Source organism: Clostridium folliculivorans, from assembly GCF_024341905.1.
Classification (GTDB): Bacteria; Bacillota; Clostridia; order Clostridiales; family Clostridiaceae; genus Clostridium_AR; species Clostridium_AR folliculivorans.
On sequence record NZ_BQXY01000002.1, the window covers coordinates 189,106 to 208,333 of the forward strand.

19 protein-coding genes are annotated in these 19,228 nt (G+C 29.7%); 15 read left to right on the forward strand and 4 right to left on the reverse strand.

Annotated elements, in window-relative coordinates; all coding sequences use genetic code 11:
• Positions 1 to 86: 86 nt before the first annotated feature.
• The 4 genes from fabF to OCU55_RS07220 all read left to right on the forward strand — a co-directional run bounded on the left by fabF (position 87) and on the right by OCU55_RS07220 (position 2,669).
• Positions 87 to 1,322: a beta-ketoacyl-ACP synthase II gene (gene fabF, locus OCU55_RS07205; RefSeq protein ID WP_261851651.1), complete on the forward strand. Its 1,236-nt coding sequence runs from the start codon at positions 87 to 89 to the stop codon at positions 1,320 to 1,322.
• A gap of 217 nt (positions 1,323 to 1,539) precedes the next feature.
• Positions 1,540 to 1,818 carry a metal-sensing transcriptional repressor gene (locus tag OCU55_RS07210; RefSeq protein WP_261851652.1) on the forward strand — a complete coding sequence of 93 codons (279 nt, stop codon included), beginning with the start codon at positions 1,540 to 1,542 and terminating at the stop codon, positions 1,816 to 1,818.
• A 250-nt stretch (positions 1,819 to 2,068) separates the two neighbouring features.
• On the forward strand, positions 2,069 to 2,545 hold the full coding sequence (locus tag OCU55_RS07215) for a methylated-DNA--[protein]-cysteine S-methyltransferase (protein WP_261852195.1): 477 nt from the start codon (positions 2,069 to 2,071) through the stop codon (positions 2,543 to 2,545).
• Positions 2,526 to 2,669 carry a hypothetical protein gene (locus OCU55_RS07220; RefSeq protein ID WP_261851653.1) on the forward strand — a complete coding sequence of 48 codons (144 nt, stop codon included), beginning with the start codon at positions 2,526 to 2,528 and terminating at the stop codon, positions 2,667 to 2,669. Before OCU55_RS07215 ends, OCU55_RS07220 begins: the two co-directional genes overlap by 20 nt.
• 27 nt (positions 2,670 to 2,696) lie before the next feature.
• Here OCU55_RS07220 and OCU55_RS07225 read toward each other — a convergent pair whose 3' ends face one another.
• Both OCU55_RS07225 and OCU55_RS07230 read right to left on the reverse strand, forming a co-directional pair.
• Positions 2,697 to 3,521 (reverse strand): ABC transporter permease, encoded by an 825-nt coding sequence (locus OCU55_RS07225; protein WP_261851654.1) that lies wholly within the window; start codon positions 3,519 to 3,521, stop codon positions 2,697 to 2,699.
• Positions 3,521 to 4,435: an ABC transporter ATP-binding protein gene (locus tag OCU55_RS07230; protein ID WP_261851655.1), complete on the reverse strand. Its 915-nt coding sequence runs from the start codon at positions 4,433 to 4,435 to the stop codon at positions 3,521 to 3,523. Before OCU55_RS07230 ends, OCU55_RS07225 begins: the two co-directional genes overlap by 1 nt.
• A gap of 413 nt (positions 4,436 to 4,848) precedes the next feature.
• On the opposite strand from OCU55_RS07230, the gene OCU55_RS07235 reads away from it, so the two are divergent.
• From OCU55_RS07235 to OCU55_RS07275, 9 genes are all read left to right on the forward strand, one after another.
• Positions 4,849 to 6,057 (forward strand): sensor histidine kinase, encoded by a 1,209-nt coding sequence (locus OCU55_RS07235; protein ID WP_261851656.1) that lies wholly within the window; start codon positions 4,849 to 4,851, stop codon positions 6,055 to 6,057.
• A gap of 1 nt (position 6,058) precedes the next feature.
• A complete protein-coding gene (locus OCU55_RS07240; RefSeq protein ID WP_261852196.1) occupies positions 6,059 to 6,751 on the forward strand; it encodes a response regulator transcription factor in 693 nt (230 codons plus the stop codon).
• 15 nt (positions 6,752 to 6,766) lie between these two features.
• On the forward strand, positions 6,767 to 7,225 hold the full coding sequence (locus OCU55_RS07245; protein ID WP_261851657.1) for a GNAT family N-acetyltransferase: 459 nt from the start codon (positions 6,767 to 6,769) through the stop codon (positions 7,223 to 7,225).
• A gap of 239 nt (positions 7,226 to 7,464) precedes the next feature.
• Positions 7,465 to 7,749, forward strand: coding sequence for an ArsR/SmtB family transcription factor (locus OCU55_RS07250; RefSeq protein WP_261851658.1), 285 nt, complete (start codon positions 7,465 to 7,467; stop codon positions 7,747 to 7,749).
• A gap of 149 nt (positions 7,750 to 7,898) precedes the next feature.
• Positions 7,899 to 10,280 (forward strand): endopeptidase La, encoded by a 2,382-nt coding sequence (gene lon, locus OCU55_RS07255; RefSeq protein ID WP_261851659.1) that lies wholly within the window; start codon positions 7,899 to 7,901, stop codon positions 10,278 to 10,280.
• A 654-nt stretch (positions 10,281 to 10,934) separates the two neighbouring features.
• On the forward strand, positions 10,935 to 11,135 hold the full coding sequence (locus OCU55_RS07260) for a hypothetical protein (RefSeq protein ID WP_261851660.1): 201 nt from the start codon (positions 10,935 to 10,937) through the stop codon (positions 11,133 to 11,135).
• A 290-nt stretch (positions 11,136 to 11,425) separates the two neighbouring features.
• Positions 11,426 to 11,872, forward strand: a complete 447-nt coding sequence (locus OCU55_RS07265) for an NUDIX hydrolase (protein ID WP_261851661.1) — start codon at positions 11,426 to 11,428, stop codon at positions 11,870 to 11,872.
• A 111-nt stretch (positions 11,873 to 11,983) separates the two neighbouring features.
• On the forward strand, positions 11,984 to 13,264 hold the full coding sequence (locus tag OCU55_RS07270; protein WP_261851662.1) for a hypothetical protein: 1,281 nt from the start codon (positions 11,984 to 11,986) through the stop codon (positions 13,262 to 13,264).
• 172 nt (positions 13,265 to 13,436) lie between these two features.
• Positions 13,437 to 14,345 carry a Gfo/Idh/MocA family protein gene (locus OCU55_RS07275; protein WP_261851663.1) on the forward strand — a complete coding sequence of 303 codons (909 nt, stop codon included), beginning with the start codon at positions 13,437 to 13,439 and terminating at the stop codon, positions 14,343 to 14,345.
• A gap of 91 nt (positions 14,346 to 14,436) precedes the next feature.
• Here OCU55_RS07275 and OCU55_RS07280 read toward each other — a convergent pair whose 3' ends face one another.
• On the reverse strand, positions 14,437 to 15,690 hold the full coding sequence (locus OCU55_RS07280) for an MFS transporter (RefSeq protein WP_261851664.1): 1,254 nt from the start codon (positions 15,688 to 15,690) through the stop codon (positions 14,437 to 14,439).
• Positions 15,691 to 16,184: 494 nt separating this feature from the next.
• Entirely contained in the window at positions 16,185 to 16,412 is a 228-nt protein-coding gene (locus OCU55_RS07285; RefSeq protein ID WP_261851665.1) for a hypothetical protein, read from the reverse strand.
• A gap of 390 nt (positions 16,413 to 16,802) precedes the next feature.
• Between OCU55_RS07285 and OCU55_RS07290 the strand changes: the two genes are divergently transcribed.
• Both OCU55_RS07290 and OCU55_RS07295 read left to right on the forward strand, forming a co-directional pair.
• Positions 16,803 to 17,504 (forward strand): YoaK family protein, encoded by a 702-nt coding sequence (locus tag OCU55_RS07290; RefSeq protein ID WP_261851666.1) that lies wholly within the window; start codon positions 16,803 to 16,805, stop codon positions 17,502 to 17,504.
• Positions 17,505 to 18,302: 798 nt separating this feature from the next.
• Positions 18,303 to 19,184, forward strand: coding sequence for a VOC family protein (locus OCU55_RS07295; RefSeq protein WP_261851667.1), 882 nt, complete (start codon positions 18,303 to 18,305; stop codon positions 19,182 to 19,184).
• The last annotated feature ends 44 nt before the right edge of the window (positions 19,185 to 19,228 follow it).

Below are 19,228 nucleotides of genomic sequence, written 5' to 3' on the forward strand. Positions count from 1 at the left end.
TTTCGGATTGAAGTATTCAATCTTTAATTATTAAATTAAATAAATATATAAAATAATATTAAGAAAGTTAATTCAGGAGGTTTTTTATGAGTAGAAGAGTTGTTATTACTGGTATGGGAGTGGTTACTTCAGTAGGAATAGGGGTTGATAATTTCTGGCAAGGAATTAAATCAGGGAAAAGTGGAATAAGCATGATTGAAAGGGCAGATGTTTCAGAAATGCCAACAAAGGTTGGCGCTGAGATAAAAGATTTTGACCCAAATAATTTTATGGATAGAAAAGAAGTAAAAAGAACCGATAGATTTTCACAGTTTGCGCTTGCTGCAACAAAAATGGCAATAGAAGATTCTAAAATTGACTTAGATAAAGTAGAAAAAGAAAGAATGGGCGTAATTATTGGTACTGGAATCGGTGGAATAGAAACAACCTTAGCTCAATATAATGTTTTTTTAGAAAAGGGCCCAAGCAGAGTAAGTCCATTTTTAGTTCCGATGATGATACCTAATATGGCATCAGGACTTGTTGCGATAAAATACGGTGCAAAAGGTTTTAATGAATGCACTGTAACAGCTTGTGCAACCTCAACAAATTCAATTGGTGATGCTTTCAAAGCAATTCAAAGAGATGATGCAGATATTATGATAACAGGAGGATCAGAAGCTCCAATAACTGGGCTTACTTTAGCAGGATTTTGCGCAAGTAAAGCAATGACAACAAACCACGATCCAGCTTCTGCTAGTAGACCTTTTGATGTTAAAAGAGATGGTTTTGTATTAGGAGAAGGTGCAGGTGTCATAATACTTGAAGAACTTGAACATGCATTAGATAGAGGCGCAAATATAATAGCAGAAATAGTAGGGTATGGGTGTACTAATGATGCATATCATATAACTTCACCATCAGAAGGTGGAGAAGGCGCTGCAAGATGTATGGCAAGAGCTATTAAAGATGCAGGCATAACTCCTCAAGAAGTTGGATACATAAATGCCCATGGAACTTCTACTAATGCAGGAGATAAGTGTGAAACTTCTGCAATTAAAACTGTTTTTGGCGAGTATTCTTATAAACTTTTAGTTAGTTCAACTAAATCAATGACTGGGCATTTACTTGGTGCTACTGGAGCAATAGAGGCAATTATAACTGCAGAGGCATTAAAAGAAGGATTTGCTCCTCCAACTATAAACTTAAATACACCTGATCCAGAATGTGATTTAAATTATGTTGCAAATGAAGGAATAAATGTTGATCTTAAATACGCTTTGAGTAATTCATTTGGATTTGGTGGTCATAATGCTACTTTAGTATTGAAAGCATATAACTAATTGAATTTATTCATTATCAAGTATATTGAGTTAAATTCATTAATTTATAGGGTTCCTGTGTCGAAACTTAATAGGAATTTGGATGTCCTATTCCCTTGATATAACCATAAGAGGTATAATACTATTATTAAGATTTTTAAGAGGAAGCTGGAAAGATATAAAGATTGATTAATATCTTAATAAATTCATACTTATTAAAGTTTTAGGGAGAATGCCAATGGAAAATCATAAACACAATCATCCCAGTCAAAAACAAGTAATAAATAGACTTTCAAGGATAATTGGTCATGCTGAAGCAATTAAAAGAATGTGTGTTGAAGAAAAAGATTGCAGTGAAATATTAATCCAGATTGCTGCTGTTAAGTCTGCATTGAACAATGTTGGTAAAATAATTTTGCAGGATCACATAAATCATTGCATAATTGATGCCGCTAAAAATGATGATGAGGAAGCCTTAGTAAAACTAAATAATGCAATTGAGAAATTTTTAAAGTGAGATAACAAAACTTATCTCACTTTTTGAATTTTATCGAAGTTAAATAAAGTGGTTATGAATCCGTTGCTATTTAAACAATATTCTTAAACATAGCCCTAAATTTCTGTATAAAATTACTTAGTGAAATTTCGGAAGACTTTTTATCAGATAAATATTAAAATAGATACATATGAAAATTGCTCAGTTGTTTATATCTATAACAAATAATTTCGTAATGCCGCAATGATATATTAAAAGGAGGTTCAAAATGATGAATAGTTGTTATTTTAATAGTAAAATTGGAGATTTAGTAATAGAAGATAATGGGGTAGCAATTACAAAAATATGTTTTGCTAAGGAAAATAGAGAAGTAATTAAAGAAGATGTACAAAGTCCGTTGTTTAAAAGAGCAGTAGCTCAATTGCAAGATTATTTCAATGGAAAGATTTTTAGTTTTGATTTGCCATTAGCGCCTAAAGGAACAGATTTTCAAAAACAAGTTTGGAAAGCCTTGAGCGAAATTCCTTATGGAAAAACAAAAAGTTATGGTGATATTGCTAAAATAATAAAAAATGAAAAAGCAGCGAGAGCTATTGGAATGGCTAATAATAAAAATCCTATAATGATAATCATACCTTGTCATAGAGTGATTGGGTCTAACGGTAGTTTAGTTGGATATGCAGGAGGAATTGATGTAAAGAGAAGACTTCTAGACTTGGAGAGTGAATATGCAAAGTGTAAAGACTAAAAATTTTGAGTATGGAGAAAGAGAAATACAATATCTTAGGAGTGTTGATGAAAATTTAGGAAAAGCTATTGATAAATTAGGAAAAATAGCTACATTAAGTGATTTTATTAAAATAGATTATTAGAAAAGAAGCGAACAAATTCGCTTCTTTTTATTGGTGTGGATTAAAAACTTTAACTTTTGAGAAGTCAGCTTTATTAAATTGTATTACGCAAAGTATAAAGAAAATTAATCCCATACCTAATATAATAAATAGACCAAAGTAAGGTCTGATGATAAATCCATTCACATCAAAGGCAACACCTGATTTAATTAAAGCATCGGTTGAGAAGTTATCCATTTTTAAGCTTATATATCTAAATATTGATGTTGTATAAGTAAGTGGATTTAAGTATACAAGAGGACGTAAAAGCTTAGGCATAACAGTAGTTGGGATATATGCACCTGATAAAAAAGTCAGAGGCATTGTAAACAAAGTAATTATAACTTGGAATGCAGCAGAATTTTTTGCAATTGAAGCTAAGTAAAGTCCTATGGAACCGAAGGTTACACCAACCGCAATCATAACCCCTGTCATTTCTAAAAATTGCAGTACATCAATTTTTAGTCCCATAAATAGGGCGAAGATAATTACAAGTACTCCTTGAAGCACTGCTATTATTGCAGAAGAGAGTACTTGTCCAATTGAAATCTGCCATCTTGCAACAGGTGAGACAATAATCTCTTTCATAAAGCCCATAGATATATCTTCAATTATATTAGTAGAATTACTTAAAGCTGATTGAAAAACAGTCATTATTATTATTCCAGAAATAAGGTAGTTTAGAGGTTGTTCAATTCCTGTAGTTGATGATTTCATTACGAATGAAAAGATAAACAAGAAAAATCCAGACATGAAAATTGAAGCGAATAATCTTATTTTATCTCTGGTAAAGTTAGTTAGGTTTCTTTGAATTATAGCAATCATTCCACGCATTATAGTCTAATCTCCTTCCCAGTTATAGTTAAGAATACATCATTTAATGTTCCTTTTTTTGTTTCAAAATCTATAATTTCATTTTTAAACCTTGCAGTCATTTCTAATATAGTTTCTAATTTGTTAGAGTGGATGGTAAATACATCATTATCAAAATCATAATCTATCGAATTGTTCTTAAGATGCTCAATAAGTTCTGCAATTTTTGAAGTCTTAATTTTAGTTATGTTAGAAGTATATTCTTTTTTTAGATTATACGGAGTATCAAAGGCTACTATTTTACCATGGTCCATTATCGCAACTTTATCACAGATTTCTGCTTCATCCATATAGTGAGTTGTCAAAAATATAGTTATATTTTTTTGTTTTTGAAGTTTATAAATATATTCCCATATATTAGCTCTTGTTTGAGGATCAAGTCCAGTTGTAGGCTCATCTAAAAATAATACCTTAGGATAGTGAACAAGACCTCTAGCTATTTCTACTCTTCGCTTCATACCGCCTGAGAGGCTTTGCACTGGAGCTTTTCTCCATTCCACCAGATCAACCAAATCTAGAACAAAATCGATCCTGTTTTTTATATCTTTTTTTGGCACATTATAAAACTCACAATGAAACTTTAAGTTTTCCTCAACAGTGAGTTTTCCATCCAAAGTACTATCTTGAAATACAATACCGATACTATTTCTTACTTTGCTCTTATTATCAGAAACTTCATAACCGTTTATTTTTAAAACTCCTTCAGTCTTATCAACTATTGTACAAAGTGTATTTATGGTTGTACTTTTTCCAGCGCCGTTTGGTCCAAGAAAAGCAAATATTGATCCTTCTGCTACCTCGAAAGAGATATCATCTACTGCTTTAAAATCGCCATATTTTTTCGTGAAATTTTTTACTTCTATTATGTTATTCATAATTTATATCCTCCTGATTAAATTTTGTTCATGAGGATATAGTAAATCTTAATTTTAAACTTATACTAAAGCATTTTTAAAGATTTTATAAAGAATTTTAAAATCTTCTTAAAATATGGGACTTTTAAAGCTTCGTTTTTAAATTAAGTGGTTAGCCATCCGATGCTTTAATGGGCCTTCGCAAAGAATTAATATGATTTTCTATAGAATAAAAAACTATTATTATTAAAGCTTTGCAAGTATAATCTTAATGAATAGATAGGTGTAAAATATATTCTACTAATAATGAAGCAAGAGATCTAAATTAGTTTTATGCTTAAAATAACTTTATAAAATCTTTATAATTAGTTTAAAGTATTTTTAATAATAACTTTTACAATGATTTTATAAAATAAAAATAGCAGGTGAGTATTATGAAAAATAATAAATGGGCTAGCAACACAATTTATACAATAAGTAAACGGATTAGAGAACACAAAGAAATGCATGAGAAGCAGCATCAGCTACATATGGAATACCAAAAAAAGATACATGATATAAATGGTTTTTATAGACATAGTAACGAATTTCAAAGATATAGAAATCATATAAAATACACAAGGCCGTTTATAGTAGTTTTTAACTTAATCATATGGTTTCTAATATTTCGATTTTTAGGAATCAAGACATTAAGTATCATATTTGCATTACTAGTTAGTATTGGAGGATTAGTTGAATTTTTCTTTCTTGCTAACTTGGAAAAAAGAATATTTAAACCAATAAATCAGCTTAAAGTCGGAGTAGAAGAAGTTGCTAAAGGCAATTATGATATAAAGGTTGATTGTGAGATTGAAAACGAAATAGGAGTTTTAGTAAAATCCTTTAACGAAATGGTGAATAGACTTAAAGAAGGTGAAGTGCTAAAACAACAATATGAAGAGAATAGGAAATCTCTTATTGCAAATATTTCACATGATTTAAAAACTCCAATTACATCAATACAAGGTTATATTGAAACCATGGCTGATAGAAATGATATTCCAGTAGAAACAGTAAATAAGTATCACCAGATTATATATAATAATGCAGCATATATGAACAAACTTATCGATGATTTATTTTTATTTTCAAAATTAGATATGCAAAAACTAGAGTTTGATTTTCAAAATATAAGTATTAAAGATTTCATGGCTGATTTGATGGAAGAGTTTAATTTTGAACTTGAAGATAGGTCCATAGCCTTTGAGTATGAAGATAAGTTATCTAGGAAGCTAGATTTTAACATAGACTTAAAAAGAATTCATCAAGTCTTTAGAAATATAATTGGAAATGCAATTAAATATGGGGATGAAAAGAATCTAAAAATAAATGTAAAGTTGTATGAAAAGAATAATTTTATACAAATTGATATTGTTGATAATGGATCGGGTATACCGGCAGATAAATTACCGTATATTTTTGATAGATTTTATAGAATTGATTATGCAAGAACAAAAAACTTAATGAGTACTGGGCTAGGACTTGCAATATCTAAAGAATTGGTTGAAGCACATGGCGGAAAAATTAAAGTTAGAAGTAGAGAAGGTGAAGGAACCTGTTTTACAATAGTGATTCCTGCGAAAGAACATCTGAAGGGAGAATAATATTATGAAAATTTTAATTATAGAGGATGACCTAAATATAGCTGAGATGGAAAGAGATTTTTTACAACTAAATGGATATAATGCTGAAATTGTTCAAGATGGGACAGAAGGCTTAAAGATGGCTTTAACAGGGCATTATGAAGTTGTTATAGTTGATTTGATGCTTCCTGGTAAGAGTGGGTATGAGATAACAAAAGAGATAAGAAAGAGTCTAGAAATTCCAATCATAGTAGTGTCGGCTAGAACTGAAGATATTGATAAGATAAGAGTTTTAGATTTTGGAGCAGACGATTATATGACTAAACCATTTAGTCCAGCAGAGTTGACAGCTAGAATTAAGTCTCATATAAATAGATACAATAGGTTAAAAGGAAATATGGAAGCCAAAGAGCTTATAATTAGAGGTGGTCTTGAAATAAATATGTCATCTCATAGAGTTTCTGTATATAGCAAGGAGATACAACTTACATCAAAAGAATATTCAATATTGCTATTACTTGCATCTAACCCGAATGTAGTTTTTACTAAAGAACATATCTTTGATAAAATATGGGGAGATGAGTTTTTTGGAGATACAGCTACAGTACCTGTACATATACAGAAGATAAGAAAAAAGATTGAAAAAGATCCATCCAATCCTGAATTTATTGAAACCTTATGGGGAACCGGTTATAGATTTAAACAAAATAAGTAGCAATGTGAGGATAATATGAAGTTTGATTTTAGAATACCAAAAGAAGAAGATTCATCACAAATAGCAACTTGGAAATATGAGGATGAGTACTCTTTCTATAGCAATGATAAAACTGAAGAAAAGCAAGAATGGGCATTAAATATTCATACTGAAGAAGATGCTTTCACAATTTTTGATGAAAACAATAAACTTGTTGGCCACTGTAGTTTTGATAATGAGGATGGAGAAATAATTCTTGGATTGCAAATGGAACCAAGTTTTACAGGACAAGGAAATGGGTATGAATTTGTTAAAGCAATTTTAGATTTTGGAAAGAAGAAATATAGATATGATAGAATTTCACTTTATGTTGCTAAGTTTAACAAACGAGCCATTAAGGTTTATGAAAAACTTGGATTTTATAAAATAGACGATTTTACTTGGGAAATATATAATGAAGAAATAGAATTTTTTGTTATGGAAAAGTGTTATTAAAGATTAAACACTCAATCTGAAATCTAATTTAAAAATTGCCATATATGTGGCGATTTTTTTGTATAAAACTTTTATGATTTTCTTTTTGAAATCTTAGTATATTAATTATGTAAATCGCCAATGGCAAGTGATGAATAAAGTTTGAAAGTTAATTATGTTGACAATAAAATAACCTTATGATAGTATAATAGCAATAATTCGATGAATATCGAAATATAAAAGATCAGGAGAAAATCTGCATGAAACTTGATGATAACACAATTGGACAGGCTGTTAAAGTTTATAAAGCTTTAGGAGAGCCAACGAGAATAAGAATTATTAAAATTTTATATAGGATTGATGAATTGAATTGTAATGAAATTGAAGACAAGGCTTGCATATGCGCAAAATCTACATTATCACATCATATGAAGCAGCTAGCTGATTGCGGATTAATTGAACTACGTAAGGATGGTATATATCATTATTACAGTCTAAACAGAGATGTATTAAGGAGTTTTGTTTCACTAGATTGGGATGACTAGCATAAAAGCTAAGTTGTAAGCTATATATTTTTTAGGATATAGTTCTATAGATATAGAACTATATATGTACAACGGAATAGATATAAAAGTATTTGGATGAAAGAACAAATTAATGACTGTTATAGTCAAAATAATGGAGATGAATAAAAATGAACAATTTAAACATAAAAAAGGAATTGCCTTTAATAATTATACCAAATACAGTGCTTTTACCTGGTAAGAGTATTACAGTAAAAACAAGTAAAGAAGTAGGTGATAGCTTTTACAATAGAGTTATGGCTGAAGAAAACTACGGTATTGTTTTAGCAATAAAAGGTGGAAAACAACTAGAAGCATATGAAGAAACCGATTTTTATACTGTTGGAACATTAATAAAATTACAGGAAAGAAAACCACTTCAGGATGGATATCATTTTGTTATAGATGTGCTAGAAAGAGTAGCAGCAGATGAATTTATAAAAGAAGGGGAGGATTTTAGAGTAACTTTCAACTATGTACCTGATGTCATAGACTTAGCTGAAAATAATCAAAAAGAGATTATAACTAATATTAAGACCTTAGTAGGTGAAATAAGTGGTCATTTTAAGGGTTCAGAAACTTATGTTGAGTACATAAAAAAATTGGATGATATCACGGCTACAATAGCTTATTTATTCCCTTTTATGAATATAAATTTTGAAGCTAGACAAGCTTTCTTGGAGATTCGCTCTCTAAGGGAGAAAAGTTTAAGATTTTTAGATATTTTGATAGAACAACGTGAAGCTATAAAGTTTCAAGTAGAGATATCAGAAAAATACAATAGCAAAGTTAATAAAAATTATAGAGAACAGATGCTAAGACAACAGCTTAAGGCTATTCAAGAAGAACTTAACGAAGCAGATGAGAGTAACACTAAAAGAAAAAAAGACTATAAAGAATTAATTGAAACAGCGAATATGCCTGAAGATGTTAAAGAAGTTGCACTTAATGAACTCGATAAATTAGAGAGGCAAAGCCAAAACAGCACCGAAGGAAATGTTATTAGAAATTATCTAGATTTGCTTACAAGTTTACCTTGGGGAAAAAGTGAAGTAAGAGATATTGATATAGCTGCTGCAAGAGATTTATTGAATAGCAAACATTATGGACTTGATAAGGTTAAAGATAGAATAATACAGCACCTTACAATAATGAAGCTGAAACAAAATAAGCAAGGTTCGATTTTACTTCTTGTAGGGCCTCCAGGTACAGGTAAAACAAGTTTAGGTAAAAGTATAGCAGAAGCTTTAAATCGTAAATATGTAAGAGCTAGCCTTGGTGGAGTTAGAGATGAATCTGAGGTCAGAGGGCATAGAAGAACTTATGTTGGAGCACTACCAGGTAGAATAATTCAAGGAATGAAGAAAGCAGGAGAAAAGAATCCAGTTTTCATACTAGATGAAATTGATAAGTTAAGTGTATCAGCAAACGGAGATCCATCTAGTGCACTACTAGAAGTTTTAGATCTAGAACAAAACAATAGTTTTTCTGACCATTATCTAGAAGTACCATATGACTTGTCAGAAGTTTTCTTTATAGCAACAGCAAACTCATTAAGAGATATACCAGGACCGTTAAGAGATAGAATGGAAATCATTGATATAAGCAGTTACACAAGTCATGAAAAGTTTTATATAGCAAAAGAGCATTTAGTTAAATCAGTACTTGAAGATCATGGACTAAGCGGTGAGCAACTAGTTATTGAAGATGATGCAATAAAGGTTATTATTGAGAAGTATACAAGAGAAGCCGGTGTCAGAGGATTAAAGAGACAATTAGCTAAAGTTGCGAGAGTTTCTGCAGAAAAAGTAGTTAATGGAGCTATAGATTTACCTTATATAATTAAGGCAGACATGGTTACAGATATTTTAGGACATAATGCAATTCAGTATGATAGAGCAAACGAAAAAAATGCACCAGGTGTTGTAACCGGTCTTGCTTGGACACCAGTTGGTGGGGATATATTATTTATTGAAGGGGTATATATGCCTGGAAATGGACAACTTATTCTTACTGGTCAGCTTGGGGATGTGATGAAGGAATCTGCAAAGATTTCGCAAAGTCTTATACGTTCAAGACTCGCTTTAAGCTTAAAGAATTTTGAGTTTAATAAAAATGATTTACACATACATGTACCGGCAGGAGCTACTCCGAAAGACGGTCCATCAGCGGGAGTTGCATTATTCACAACTATAGCTTCTTTAATAACTGGTTGTGAGGTAGATCCAAAGCTTGCTATGACTGGAGAAATATCATTAAGAGGTGCTGTGCTTCCAGTTGGTGGAATTAAGGAAAAAGTGCTTGCAGCACATCGTGCAGGTATAAAGAGAGTAATTCTTCCAAAAGGAAATGAAAAAGATATTCAGGACATTCCAGTTGATGTAAGAAATGAATTAAAGTTCATTCTTGTAGAGACAATTGAAGATGTATTAAGAGAAACTATTAATATGAATTTACCAAGTCCTAATGCTCTTAACATAGCAGAAGAGATAGAACAATTAATCACGATTTAATTTGATTACCGAAAACAATAAGATAATTCTTACATTATAATATATAAATAGTATCCTATAAGTAGACTTTAAATAAAAGCTACTCTATAGGATATTTATTTTTAAATAGTGTGATGTTAAAGTACTGTATTGGAATCAAGTGGTTAAAAATCTCATTCTTTAATTTCTATCATATTATTAAAAATATCGCATAATAATAAATTATAAAATTACTGAAATTTGCGCAAATAGAAAATTGAAAAAGTAAGTTATCATTGCAGATTAATAACGTATATGATAAGATATGGTGAAAATCAAAAACAACTAATCTATCGCAATTGATCTGATTAGTAATTCAATTAGTGATTTATGCATTCCTGACGATTTTTAGATTAATATATTTTATAACAAATATAAGTTAATAAAGATAAAATACTAAAATCCCAAGTTTGTTTTCAAGATTCCTCAGGCTTCTGAGAGGAGAATTTGAAAATATAAATTTAATTATGAAGTGGTACATACATATAAAGTAAGCTAAGGATTTTATAAGGAGTGTATTTATAAAATAATATATATTTTTAGAAAGTGAGGATTTAATGAAACTGCATGATAATACGCAGTTAATCATTAAAAAAAGTTATGACAAATGATGAAATATATAAGCGTATAATGGTTATGACTAGTGTTAAAAGTGCAATAGAGTATATAAAAACTAGTGATGTGAATAAAGCTGATTTAGTTAAACTATGTAAGAGATATAATATTAATATTATAGAAGGAAAAGCTACTAAGGAAGAAATAATTGATAGATTTGTAAAAGAAACACTTGGAGTTAAGCTAAGAAAAAAGGCTGTACATAGATATAATACTAAATAATACTGAAGGTAAATTCCTGATTTATGGAAGTTACCTTTTTTTATTTATTATATAATACTTTATTAACGTAGATACGTTTCACTGATTGGTGAGTAAAAATTCAATAAAATGAAGATAACTAAAATGGTTTATAATATACTTAGTGTATAATGTTGAAACATCTAATAAGTGACAAAAGAATATTTTATTAGATGATGATTACCTAATTTTATACGGATATAAGAAAAGTAATATGACAATAAAATATGAACATATTAAATTATAATATAGTGAAAGGATTCAAAAAAAATATGGACTATGTAAAATACATACGTGAAAAAGTAAAACATGATGAAATCAATCTTACAGGTGTAAATGTTTTGATTATAAATGATAAAAATGAGGTGTTGCTTCAAAAGAGAGGTACATATCCTTTTAAATGGGGACTTATAGGTGGAATTACTGAACTTGGTGAATCTCTCGAAGAAACAGCGATTAGAGAAGCAAAAGAAGAGACTGGTCTGGACATTAATGAACTAGAGCTACTTGGAACTACTTCAGGCGGAAAATGCTATATTGAATTTCCAAATGGAGATAAAGCATATTTTATTTCTGTTGGTTATGTTAGTAAAAGCTTTAGTGGTAAGCTAACAATTGATAACAATGAAACAAAAGATTTAAGTTTTTTTAGTTATGAAAATCTTCCAGAAGATATACCTAATAGTCATAAAATAATGATCAATAAATATTATAGCTAGGACATAATTATTTGCCATTAATTCCCTCTAAAATATAAAGTTTTGGTCTAGATTTACGAAAAGTATATATATGGGTAAATTACAAATTTAATTAAAATATGGGGGATTTATATGGAAATAAATAATGTTGCTGTAAATAATTTTATTTTTAATAATTATGATGTAAATAAAAAAAATAATAATGAATTATCTGTTATGCCAATAGATGAGAAAAAGGATTCTATAGATTTTAGTATAGACTACTCAAATGATCAAGTTAAAAATATATTGGAAAATGTTCAACAGTCATTTGGAATATTACCAAATGGTATTAACGATGATTATTTAAATGGTGTAAATGATATTTCTACACCTATATTCAATATGGACTTAATAAATAAACAAAAAGATTATTCCATTAAGGATTATTCAGAACAATATGGAAGTATTTTGAAAAATATAACAAATTCAAGCTTAGATGACTACACTAAAGATAGGCTTACAAATATATTAAATAAATCTTATGATAATTTCACTGAGAATAAAGGAATAGAGTATGGAAAAAAATTAGATGCATTCTTTAATATGTCTAGTAGTGCGAAAGAATTTTATTATAAACAGAAAACTGATATGGGGATTATAGCTGATAAATTGATAGATAAAGATCGAACAATAAGTAATATTAAGAATATTATCAGTTCTGCAAAAATATTTTATGCAAACAACTTAGATAGCAGTAATGAAGAGTTTGAAGCATTTATTAATAGTAAGTTTGCCACTACTGATAGAGTAGATGAAATGTCTTATAATGATTTTAATGCTGTTAATAAAGCAATAGATTATATATATGCTAATGGAGGGGTAAAAGATACTGAGGCTGTAAAAAAATCTGTAGATATTCTACAAGTTGAAGGTGCATCCGCTAAAATTATGGATCTATATAAAACTGCTATAAAACAAGACCTAGAATTAACAAATAGAGTTGATGCATATAAAAATATTAAATTTGGTTATGAGGACAATATTAAAAAGTTAAAAGAACAAAGTAATGCTGATGAAAAACGCCTAAATTCACTTGAAAAATTAAGGCATGAATTAGTAAAAGAGTATAACAAACAAATGCAGAAATTGAAATATGAAAGTTATAAATTAAAACTAATGGAATTAAATGCTGGACAAGTGGTAGAATATAACGAAGAATTAGAAGATCTTACGAAATATCACAATTTAAGATTAAAGGGGTTAGATGAGCAAAGAAGTGAAATTGAAAAATCTATAGCTGAAAGAAAAAAAGTTATAAATGAAACAACGAAACACTATACTGAGTTTATAAAATCACCTGCTTCTGCTATAGATGATTATCTAAAATCTGAATCAAATAAAAAATCAGGAGATGCTGATTTAAGGAAATAAGAGTACATTGAACATACTTTAATATAACAAGAGATAGAGACATATCATGTGATTTTTGATTTAAATATAGATAAATAAAATGGTATTAGAATATTAAGTAATATATACTTATTGTAAAAGTGCATTTTATTTATATAACGATAACAGACAATGTGGATCATGAGGTGATAAAATGAAGATTGGGATTATTGGATTAGGGGACATTGCAAAGAAAGCATATTTACCTGTTCTTTCAGAAAAAGAAGATATAGATTTAGTTTTATGTACGAGAAATTCTGTAACATTAAATAGTTTAGCAGAAAAATATAGGATTAAAGAAAAATATAATACAGTTGAAGAACTTATTAGAAGTGGTATTGATGCGGCTTTTATTAGTACTGCTACAGAGGCTCATTTTGAAGTAGCTGAAAAGCTTATAAAACATGGTATAAATGTATATATTGATAAACCTATTTCTATGAATTATGAGGAAACCAGAAGTATAGTAAAACTCGCAAAGGAAAGCGGCAAAATAGCAATGGTTGGTTTCAATCGTAGGTTTATACCAATTGTTAAGGAGTTGAAAGAAAAAGGAAAACCTACAATTGTTATTATGCAAAAAAACAGATTTGCATTACCTGATAAAGTAAGAAGATTTATTGTAGAGGATTTTGTTCATGTTGTAGATACCTTAAGATTTTTGATGGGAACTGAAGTTAGAGATTTAAAGGTTCAGTATCTAAGAAATGGTGAACTACTTGATAATCTAGTAATAGAGCTTATAGGTGATGGTGTCACCGCTATTGGGATTATGAATAGAAATGGTGGGGTCACTGAAGAGATTATTGAATACATGACAAGTAGGGACAAATATGTAATTGATAATTTGACTGAAACAACACATTTCCATAATAAAGATATAAAAGTATCTAAATTTGGGGATTGGGAGCCATCTTTATTTAAACGAGGATTTTATCAAATTGTAGATCATTTCATCGAATGCGTTAAAAATAATACAGAGCCTATACCTTCTATCTATGATTCATTAATTACACATGAGCTTTGCGAGAAGATTGTAAAATATATAGATGATAAAGCTTAATTAAAGTTTGCCTTATTTAATTGTAAAAAAACAACCAGTGATAATATTCACTGGTTGTTTTTTGATGATAATTTATGAAGTTAATCCAAGTTTATGAGGCAGTATTTTCATCAAGTTTATAACTTTTTATATCTTCGAACTTGTTAACATTTAAAATTGAAGGGAAAAGCTTCATCCAACTTAGTACAACTAATATGGTTCCGATACCTCCTACTAGAGCTGCTAGTTGCGGTCCAAGAAGTGCTGCTGTAGCACCGGATTCAAATTCACCTAATTGATTGGATGTCCCAATAAAAATCATATTTACAGAACTTACTCTACCTCTCATAAAGTCAGGTGTTTCAAGTTGTACAAGAGTTGAACGGATAACAACACTTATAACATCGGAAGCACCTAGAACGAATAATGCTATGAAAGATATAATTACAGACTTAGATATTGCAAATACTATAGTTGATAAACCAAAGAAAATTACTGCAGTGAACATAGTACGTCCAACATTTTTCTTTAATGGTTTCTTTGCTAGATAAGCTGACATAAGCAGTGCACCTACTGCTGGAGCAGATCTAAGTATACCAAGACCGAATGATCCTATCTTTAAAATCTCACTTGCATATATAGGTAGAAGTGCAGTTGCTCCTCCAAATAATACTGCGAATAGATCTAAGGATATTGCACCAAGAATAATTGGCCTTCCTTTTATGAAGGAAATACCTGCAAAAAGCGTCTTTAAGCTAGCTGGCTCAGCCTTAGTTTCTTCTTTTCTCATTGTAAGCTGAGAAATTAAAATACTAGATATAAATATTAGAATACCAGTTAATCCATACACCAGGGTTGGACCAAAAGCATAAAGTATACCGCCCACTCCAGGTCCTATAATAACTGCAAACTCAGACACAGAAGACATCAAAGCTGAAGCTCTTGGAAAAATGTCTTTGCTCACAATGTTAGGTAATAAAGCTTGCATTGGAGGTCCTTGAAAGGAGTGTGCAACAGCGATAAGGAATATTATAATAAGAAATCTTTCTTTTGTAATCCATTCACTATAACTTCCGTATGCTAAAGCTAGTATGGCTGTTCCTTCGAATATTTGACTTATAGTAATTATTTTTCTTCTATCGTATCTATCTGCAAGATGTCCAACGAATAGTGATAATAGAAGCATAGGTAGAAATTGAACTAGTCCAACTAATCCTAAATAAAATGCAGAATGAGTCATAGAATACATCTGCCAGCCTATAGCTACAGTTAGCATTTGATAGGCAAAGTTTGTAGATACTCTTGCTACCATTAACAATCTAAGTGACTTATTTTGTAGAAGAGCTGGAGTTTTTGTAGTGTTCATTATGTTCAGCGCCTTTCTGTATATAATTGCGAATTATAAATAGATATGATAGATTATTTAGCTTTAGGCGCTTTTAAAGCACCGTGTTGAAATTGATTGGTTAATCATCCGACGCTTAAATGAGCTTACGCAAAGAATTAATATGATTTTATCATATTCCATGGCTAAAACTGTAAACTCACTACGTTCGAACAGTACAGTTTCTTAACGCCATTCCATCTGAAAAAATCATTTAATTCTAATAGCTCGCTCATAGAGCATCTCCTGTATAACCAATCAATTTCAACAATATTCTTAAACATAGCCTACCTTAAATGAATATATCGCCTGTAAGTTTCTTTGTATTCACTTGGAAAGGCAGATGCACAAAAAAATCACTGAAGAAAGTCGCTTCAGCGATTTTTTCATGTAACGCTATTGATAGTATATAACACAGATACTTAAGTATCAAGTGCAATAGAAGCCTAGAAAAATTGAATTTGTCTTAAAATACTTTACTTCCAATCTAATGTATTCTCAACGCCATTCACTTTTTTTATTAACCATTCCACAGCTTCTTTGCTAGTACCAAATTCCTCGTTTGTACTACTTACATAAGAATAACCTTCTTTATCGTCTACGCTCTCAATAAATAGATCATTTGTCTCATTTGTTAAGCTTATTTCGCCTTTAGTTTCAAGAGAATTTGTCAACTCATCAATAATTCTTTGATTTTTTTCCATAAGTTAACCACCTTTCTTATATTTTATAAACATATGATTTTACAAATAATATGTTTTTATTACTTTTTTAAGATGATATATATTAACCTATTTTTTATTTTAGTTTTGAAAATATGCAGTGTACCTAGGCGATTTAACAAAAGCAAGGTTTAAATTGCTGTGAAACTTAAGAATTACTTTTTAGAAAACAACTAAAGGCATATGTAAAGATTTAAATTTTAAGCAAATTCCTTTGTTTATATAGTTATTTTATTATAAAGATAAAAATTAAGGTTATATGGTACTTTTTGCTTGAATGTAATAAGATAAAAAAAATTAATAATGCTATAATATTTTTGGAAGCTATTCCGTTCAACTGGATTTTACAGATTTATTTAGGGGGCTTTAGACGTGATTAACAAGGTTTATAATGTAAGAGATATAAGAGATGATTCAAAATATGAAATTCACGAGACTGTGGTTTTTGGAATGTTACTTGCAATAGTTGGAGGTTTTTTAGATTCCTACACCTTTATCTCAAGAGGAGGAGTCTTTTCAAATGCTCAAACCGGAAATATAGTGTTTTTGGGGATATATGGTTCACAAGGTCAATGGGCTCAGGCCTTTGAGCATCTTCCACCTATATTAGCATTTATATTAGGGGTCCTAGTAACGGAAATCGTTAAAGGAAATTCACCAAAACTTTTTACTCAAGAATGGGGTAAAGTCATTTTGGTTTTAGAAATTGCAGTACTTTTTATAACAGGTTTTATGACTAAGGGGTCAACTGATACTGTTGTGAATGTTATAATTTCATTTGTATCATCGCTTCAAATAGCGTCTTTTAGAAAATTAGGAGACTGTCCTTATAGCACAACTATGACAACAGGTAATCTAAGAACGGCTTGTGAAGCGGTTTATCTTGCCATAACTCAAAAAGATAAGAAAGCTAAGAGCAGAGCGGTGAAACTTTTTACAATAATAGCATCATTTATAACAGGAGCTTTTTTGGGAGCGATATTAACAATTATTTTTAGTGTTAAAGCTATATGGGTTGCTGCGCTGATTTTAACTTTTAATGTAGCCCTGTTTAATATAAAGAAACAGAGATAATATGATCACTTCAATTTAAAAATATAATTTTATTATTGGTGTGCTTTTATATTTTTTAATATGTACTTTGTAAGAATCACTTGGCTGTGATTCTTTTTTTATGCGAGGAAAATACAAAACTTTCAAGCCAACTAGAACCAGTAGTTTCAGATGTTTAGTATAGTTTTTAAGGGATACAGTAAGAAAACAAAATGTAAGGTTTCTCATATAAATCAGGAAAGGCAAGGTTTTTCTGTATATAAAATATTTTTTTAATACATAAGATAATGGTGTTGTAATAATATTTTTGATGAATACTATAGATAAACCAGTTCTAAATAGAATCTATATTTGATAATCGTATTATTATTAATAGTTAACAGAAGTATTACCTAGTTTTATTAGATAGAACTGGATTATCTATATAAGAAGTTTAAGACAAAGATGATAAAATAAACCTCAGATTGTATTGATTAATATTTAATATTTTTTGATAAGTGAAACTATAGGGTTCATGTGTGAAAACTTAATTTATACTTATTCGATAATCGCGGCTTCTGGTGATTTTCGGGCATGTATAAATCAATAGTTGAGCTAGGAACCCTATATATGGTTACATTGAGAAAACTTAAGTCGTGCATGTTAGGAAATGGCATATCTAGATTCATTAGACATTCATTTCTTAATAGTTGAAGTTATAAATCTATAAATAAAATAATTGAAACTTGAAGGAATTATTCGGATAAAGGAGAATTAGTTATATAAATGAAAACCTTTATCAATTTTATGATTTTAAATTTGTCTAATAGGAGGGATTATATGTCAAAGATAACACCTTACATATGGTTTGATGACCAGGCAGAAGAAGCAGCAAAGTTTTATGTTTCTATATTTAAAAATTCAAAAATAGATGATAAATCATTTTATGCAGAAGGTTTACCAAAGCCCAAAGATAGCCTAATGAGTGTAAGTTTCCAATTATGTGGTCAAGAATTTGTAGCCTTAAATGGAGGTCCATATTTTACGATAACTCCGGCAATATCATTTTTTGTTAATTGTGAAACACCAGATGAAGTGGAAAATATTTGGCAATTGATTAGTGAAGATGGCATAGTGCTTATGGAACTAGGCGAATATCCTTTTAGTAAAAAATTTGGTTGGCTTCAAGATAAGTTTGGGGTAACATGGCAAATAAATCTTTCAAATCAAAAACAAAGTATATATCCAGCATTAATGTTCTTTGGAGATAATTATAGAAAAGCTCAGGAAGCAATGAATTTCTACACATCTATATTTGAAGATTCAAAGATTGATTCAATTGAATTTTATAATGATGATGAAGTGGAAACTAAAGAATCAGTGAAGAGTGCTATTTTTATGCTTAGATCTCAAAACTTCATGGCAATGGATAGTTGCATTAATCATGAATTTACTTTTACACCAGCAATATCATTTTTTGTTGATTGTGAAACTCAAGAACAAATAGATGATTTTTGGCAAAAACTTTCTTATGAAGGCAAAAAAGGGCAATGTGGCTGGCTGGAAGATAAATATGGAGTCTCTTGGCAAATAGTGCCCTCAGTTCTTGGGCAACTTTTAACTAGTGCAGATGAAGAAAGGGCACAGAAAGTTACAGATGCTATGTTGAAGATGAATAAACTTGATATCGATACTTTAAAAAGAGCATATGATCAAGTTTAAACAATATTAAAATACAAAAAATAGTCAAAATAATTTTAAGGAGT

Bases quoted from the DNA above. Each gene is read 5' to 3' on its own strand.
- fabF (WP_261851651.1), top strand. From the start codon at position 87: ATGAGTAGAAGAGTTGTTATTACTGGTATGGGAGTGGTTACTTCAGTA.
- OCU55_RS07270 (WP_261851662.1), top strand. From the start codon at position 11,984: ATGGAAATAAATAATGTTGCTGTAAATAATTTTATTTTTAATAATTAT.
- OCU55_RS07275 (WP_261851663.1), top strand. From the start codon at position 13,437: ATGAAGATTGGGATTATTGGATTAGGGGACATTGCAAAGAAAGCATAT.
- OCU55_RS07225 (WP_261851654.1), bottom strand. From the start codon at position 3,521: ATGCGTGGAATGATTGCTATAATTCAAAGAAACCTAACTAACTTTACC.
- OCU55_RS07235 (WP_261851656.1), top strand. From the start codon at position 4,849: ATGAAAAATAATAAATGGGCTAGCAACACAATTTATACAATAAGTAAA.
- OCU55_RS07285 (WP_261851665.1), bottom strand. From the start codon at position 16,412: ATGGAAAAAAATCAAAGAATTATTGATGAGTTGACAAATTCTCTTGAA.
- OCU55_RS07220 (WP_261851653.1), top strand. From the start codon at position 2,526: ATGCAAAGTGTAAAGACTAAAAATTTTGAGTATGGAGAAAGAGAAATA.
- OCU55_RS07210 (WP_261851652.1), top strand. From the start codon at position 1,540: ATGGAAAATCATAAACACAATCATCCCAGTCAAAAACAAGTAATAAAT.
- OCU55_RS07245 (WP_261851657.1), top strand. From the start codon at position 6,767: ATGAAGTTTGATTTTAGAATACCAAAAGAAGAAGATTCATCACAAATA.
- lon (WP_261851659.1), top strand. From the start codon at position 7,899: ATGAACAATTTAAACATAAAAAAGGAATTGCCTTTAATAATTATACCA.
- OCU55_RS07280 (WP_261851664.1), bottom strand. From the start codon at position 15,690: ATGAACACTACAAAAACTCCAGCTCTTCTACAAAATAAGTCACTTAGA.
- OCU55_RS07215 (WP_261852195.1), top strand. From the start codon at position 2,069: ATGAATAGTTGTTATTTTAATAGTAAAATTGGAGATTTAGTAATAGAA.
- OCU55_RS07230 (WP_261851655.1), bottom strand. From the start codon at position 4,435: ATGAATAACATAATAGAAGTAAAAAATTTCACGAAAAAATATGGCGAT.
- OCU55_RS07265 (WP_261851661.1), top strand. From the start codon at position 11,426: ATGGACTATGTAAAATACATACGTGAAAAAGTAAAACATGATGAAATC.
- OCU55_RS07295 (WP_261851667.1), top strand. From the start codon at position 18,303: ATGTCAAAGATAACACCTTACATATGGTTTGATGACCAGGCAGAAGAA.
- OCU55_RS07250 (WP_261851658.1), top strand. From the start codon at position 7,465: ATGAAACTTGATGATAACACAATTGGACAGGCTGTTAAAGTTTATAAA.
- OCU55_RS07260 (WP_261851660.1), top strand. From the start codon at position 10,935: ATGACTAGTGTTAAAAGTGCAATAGAGTATATAAAAACTAGTGATGTG.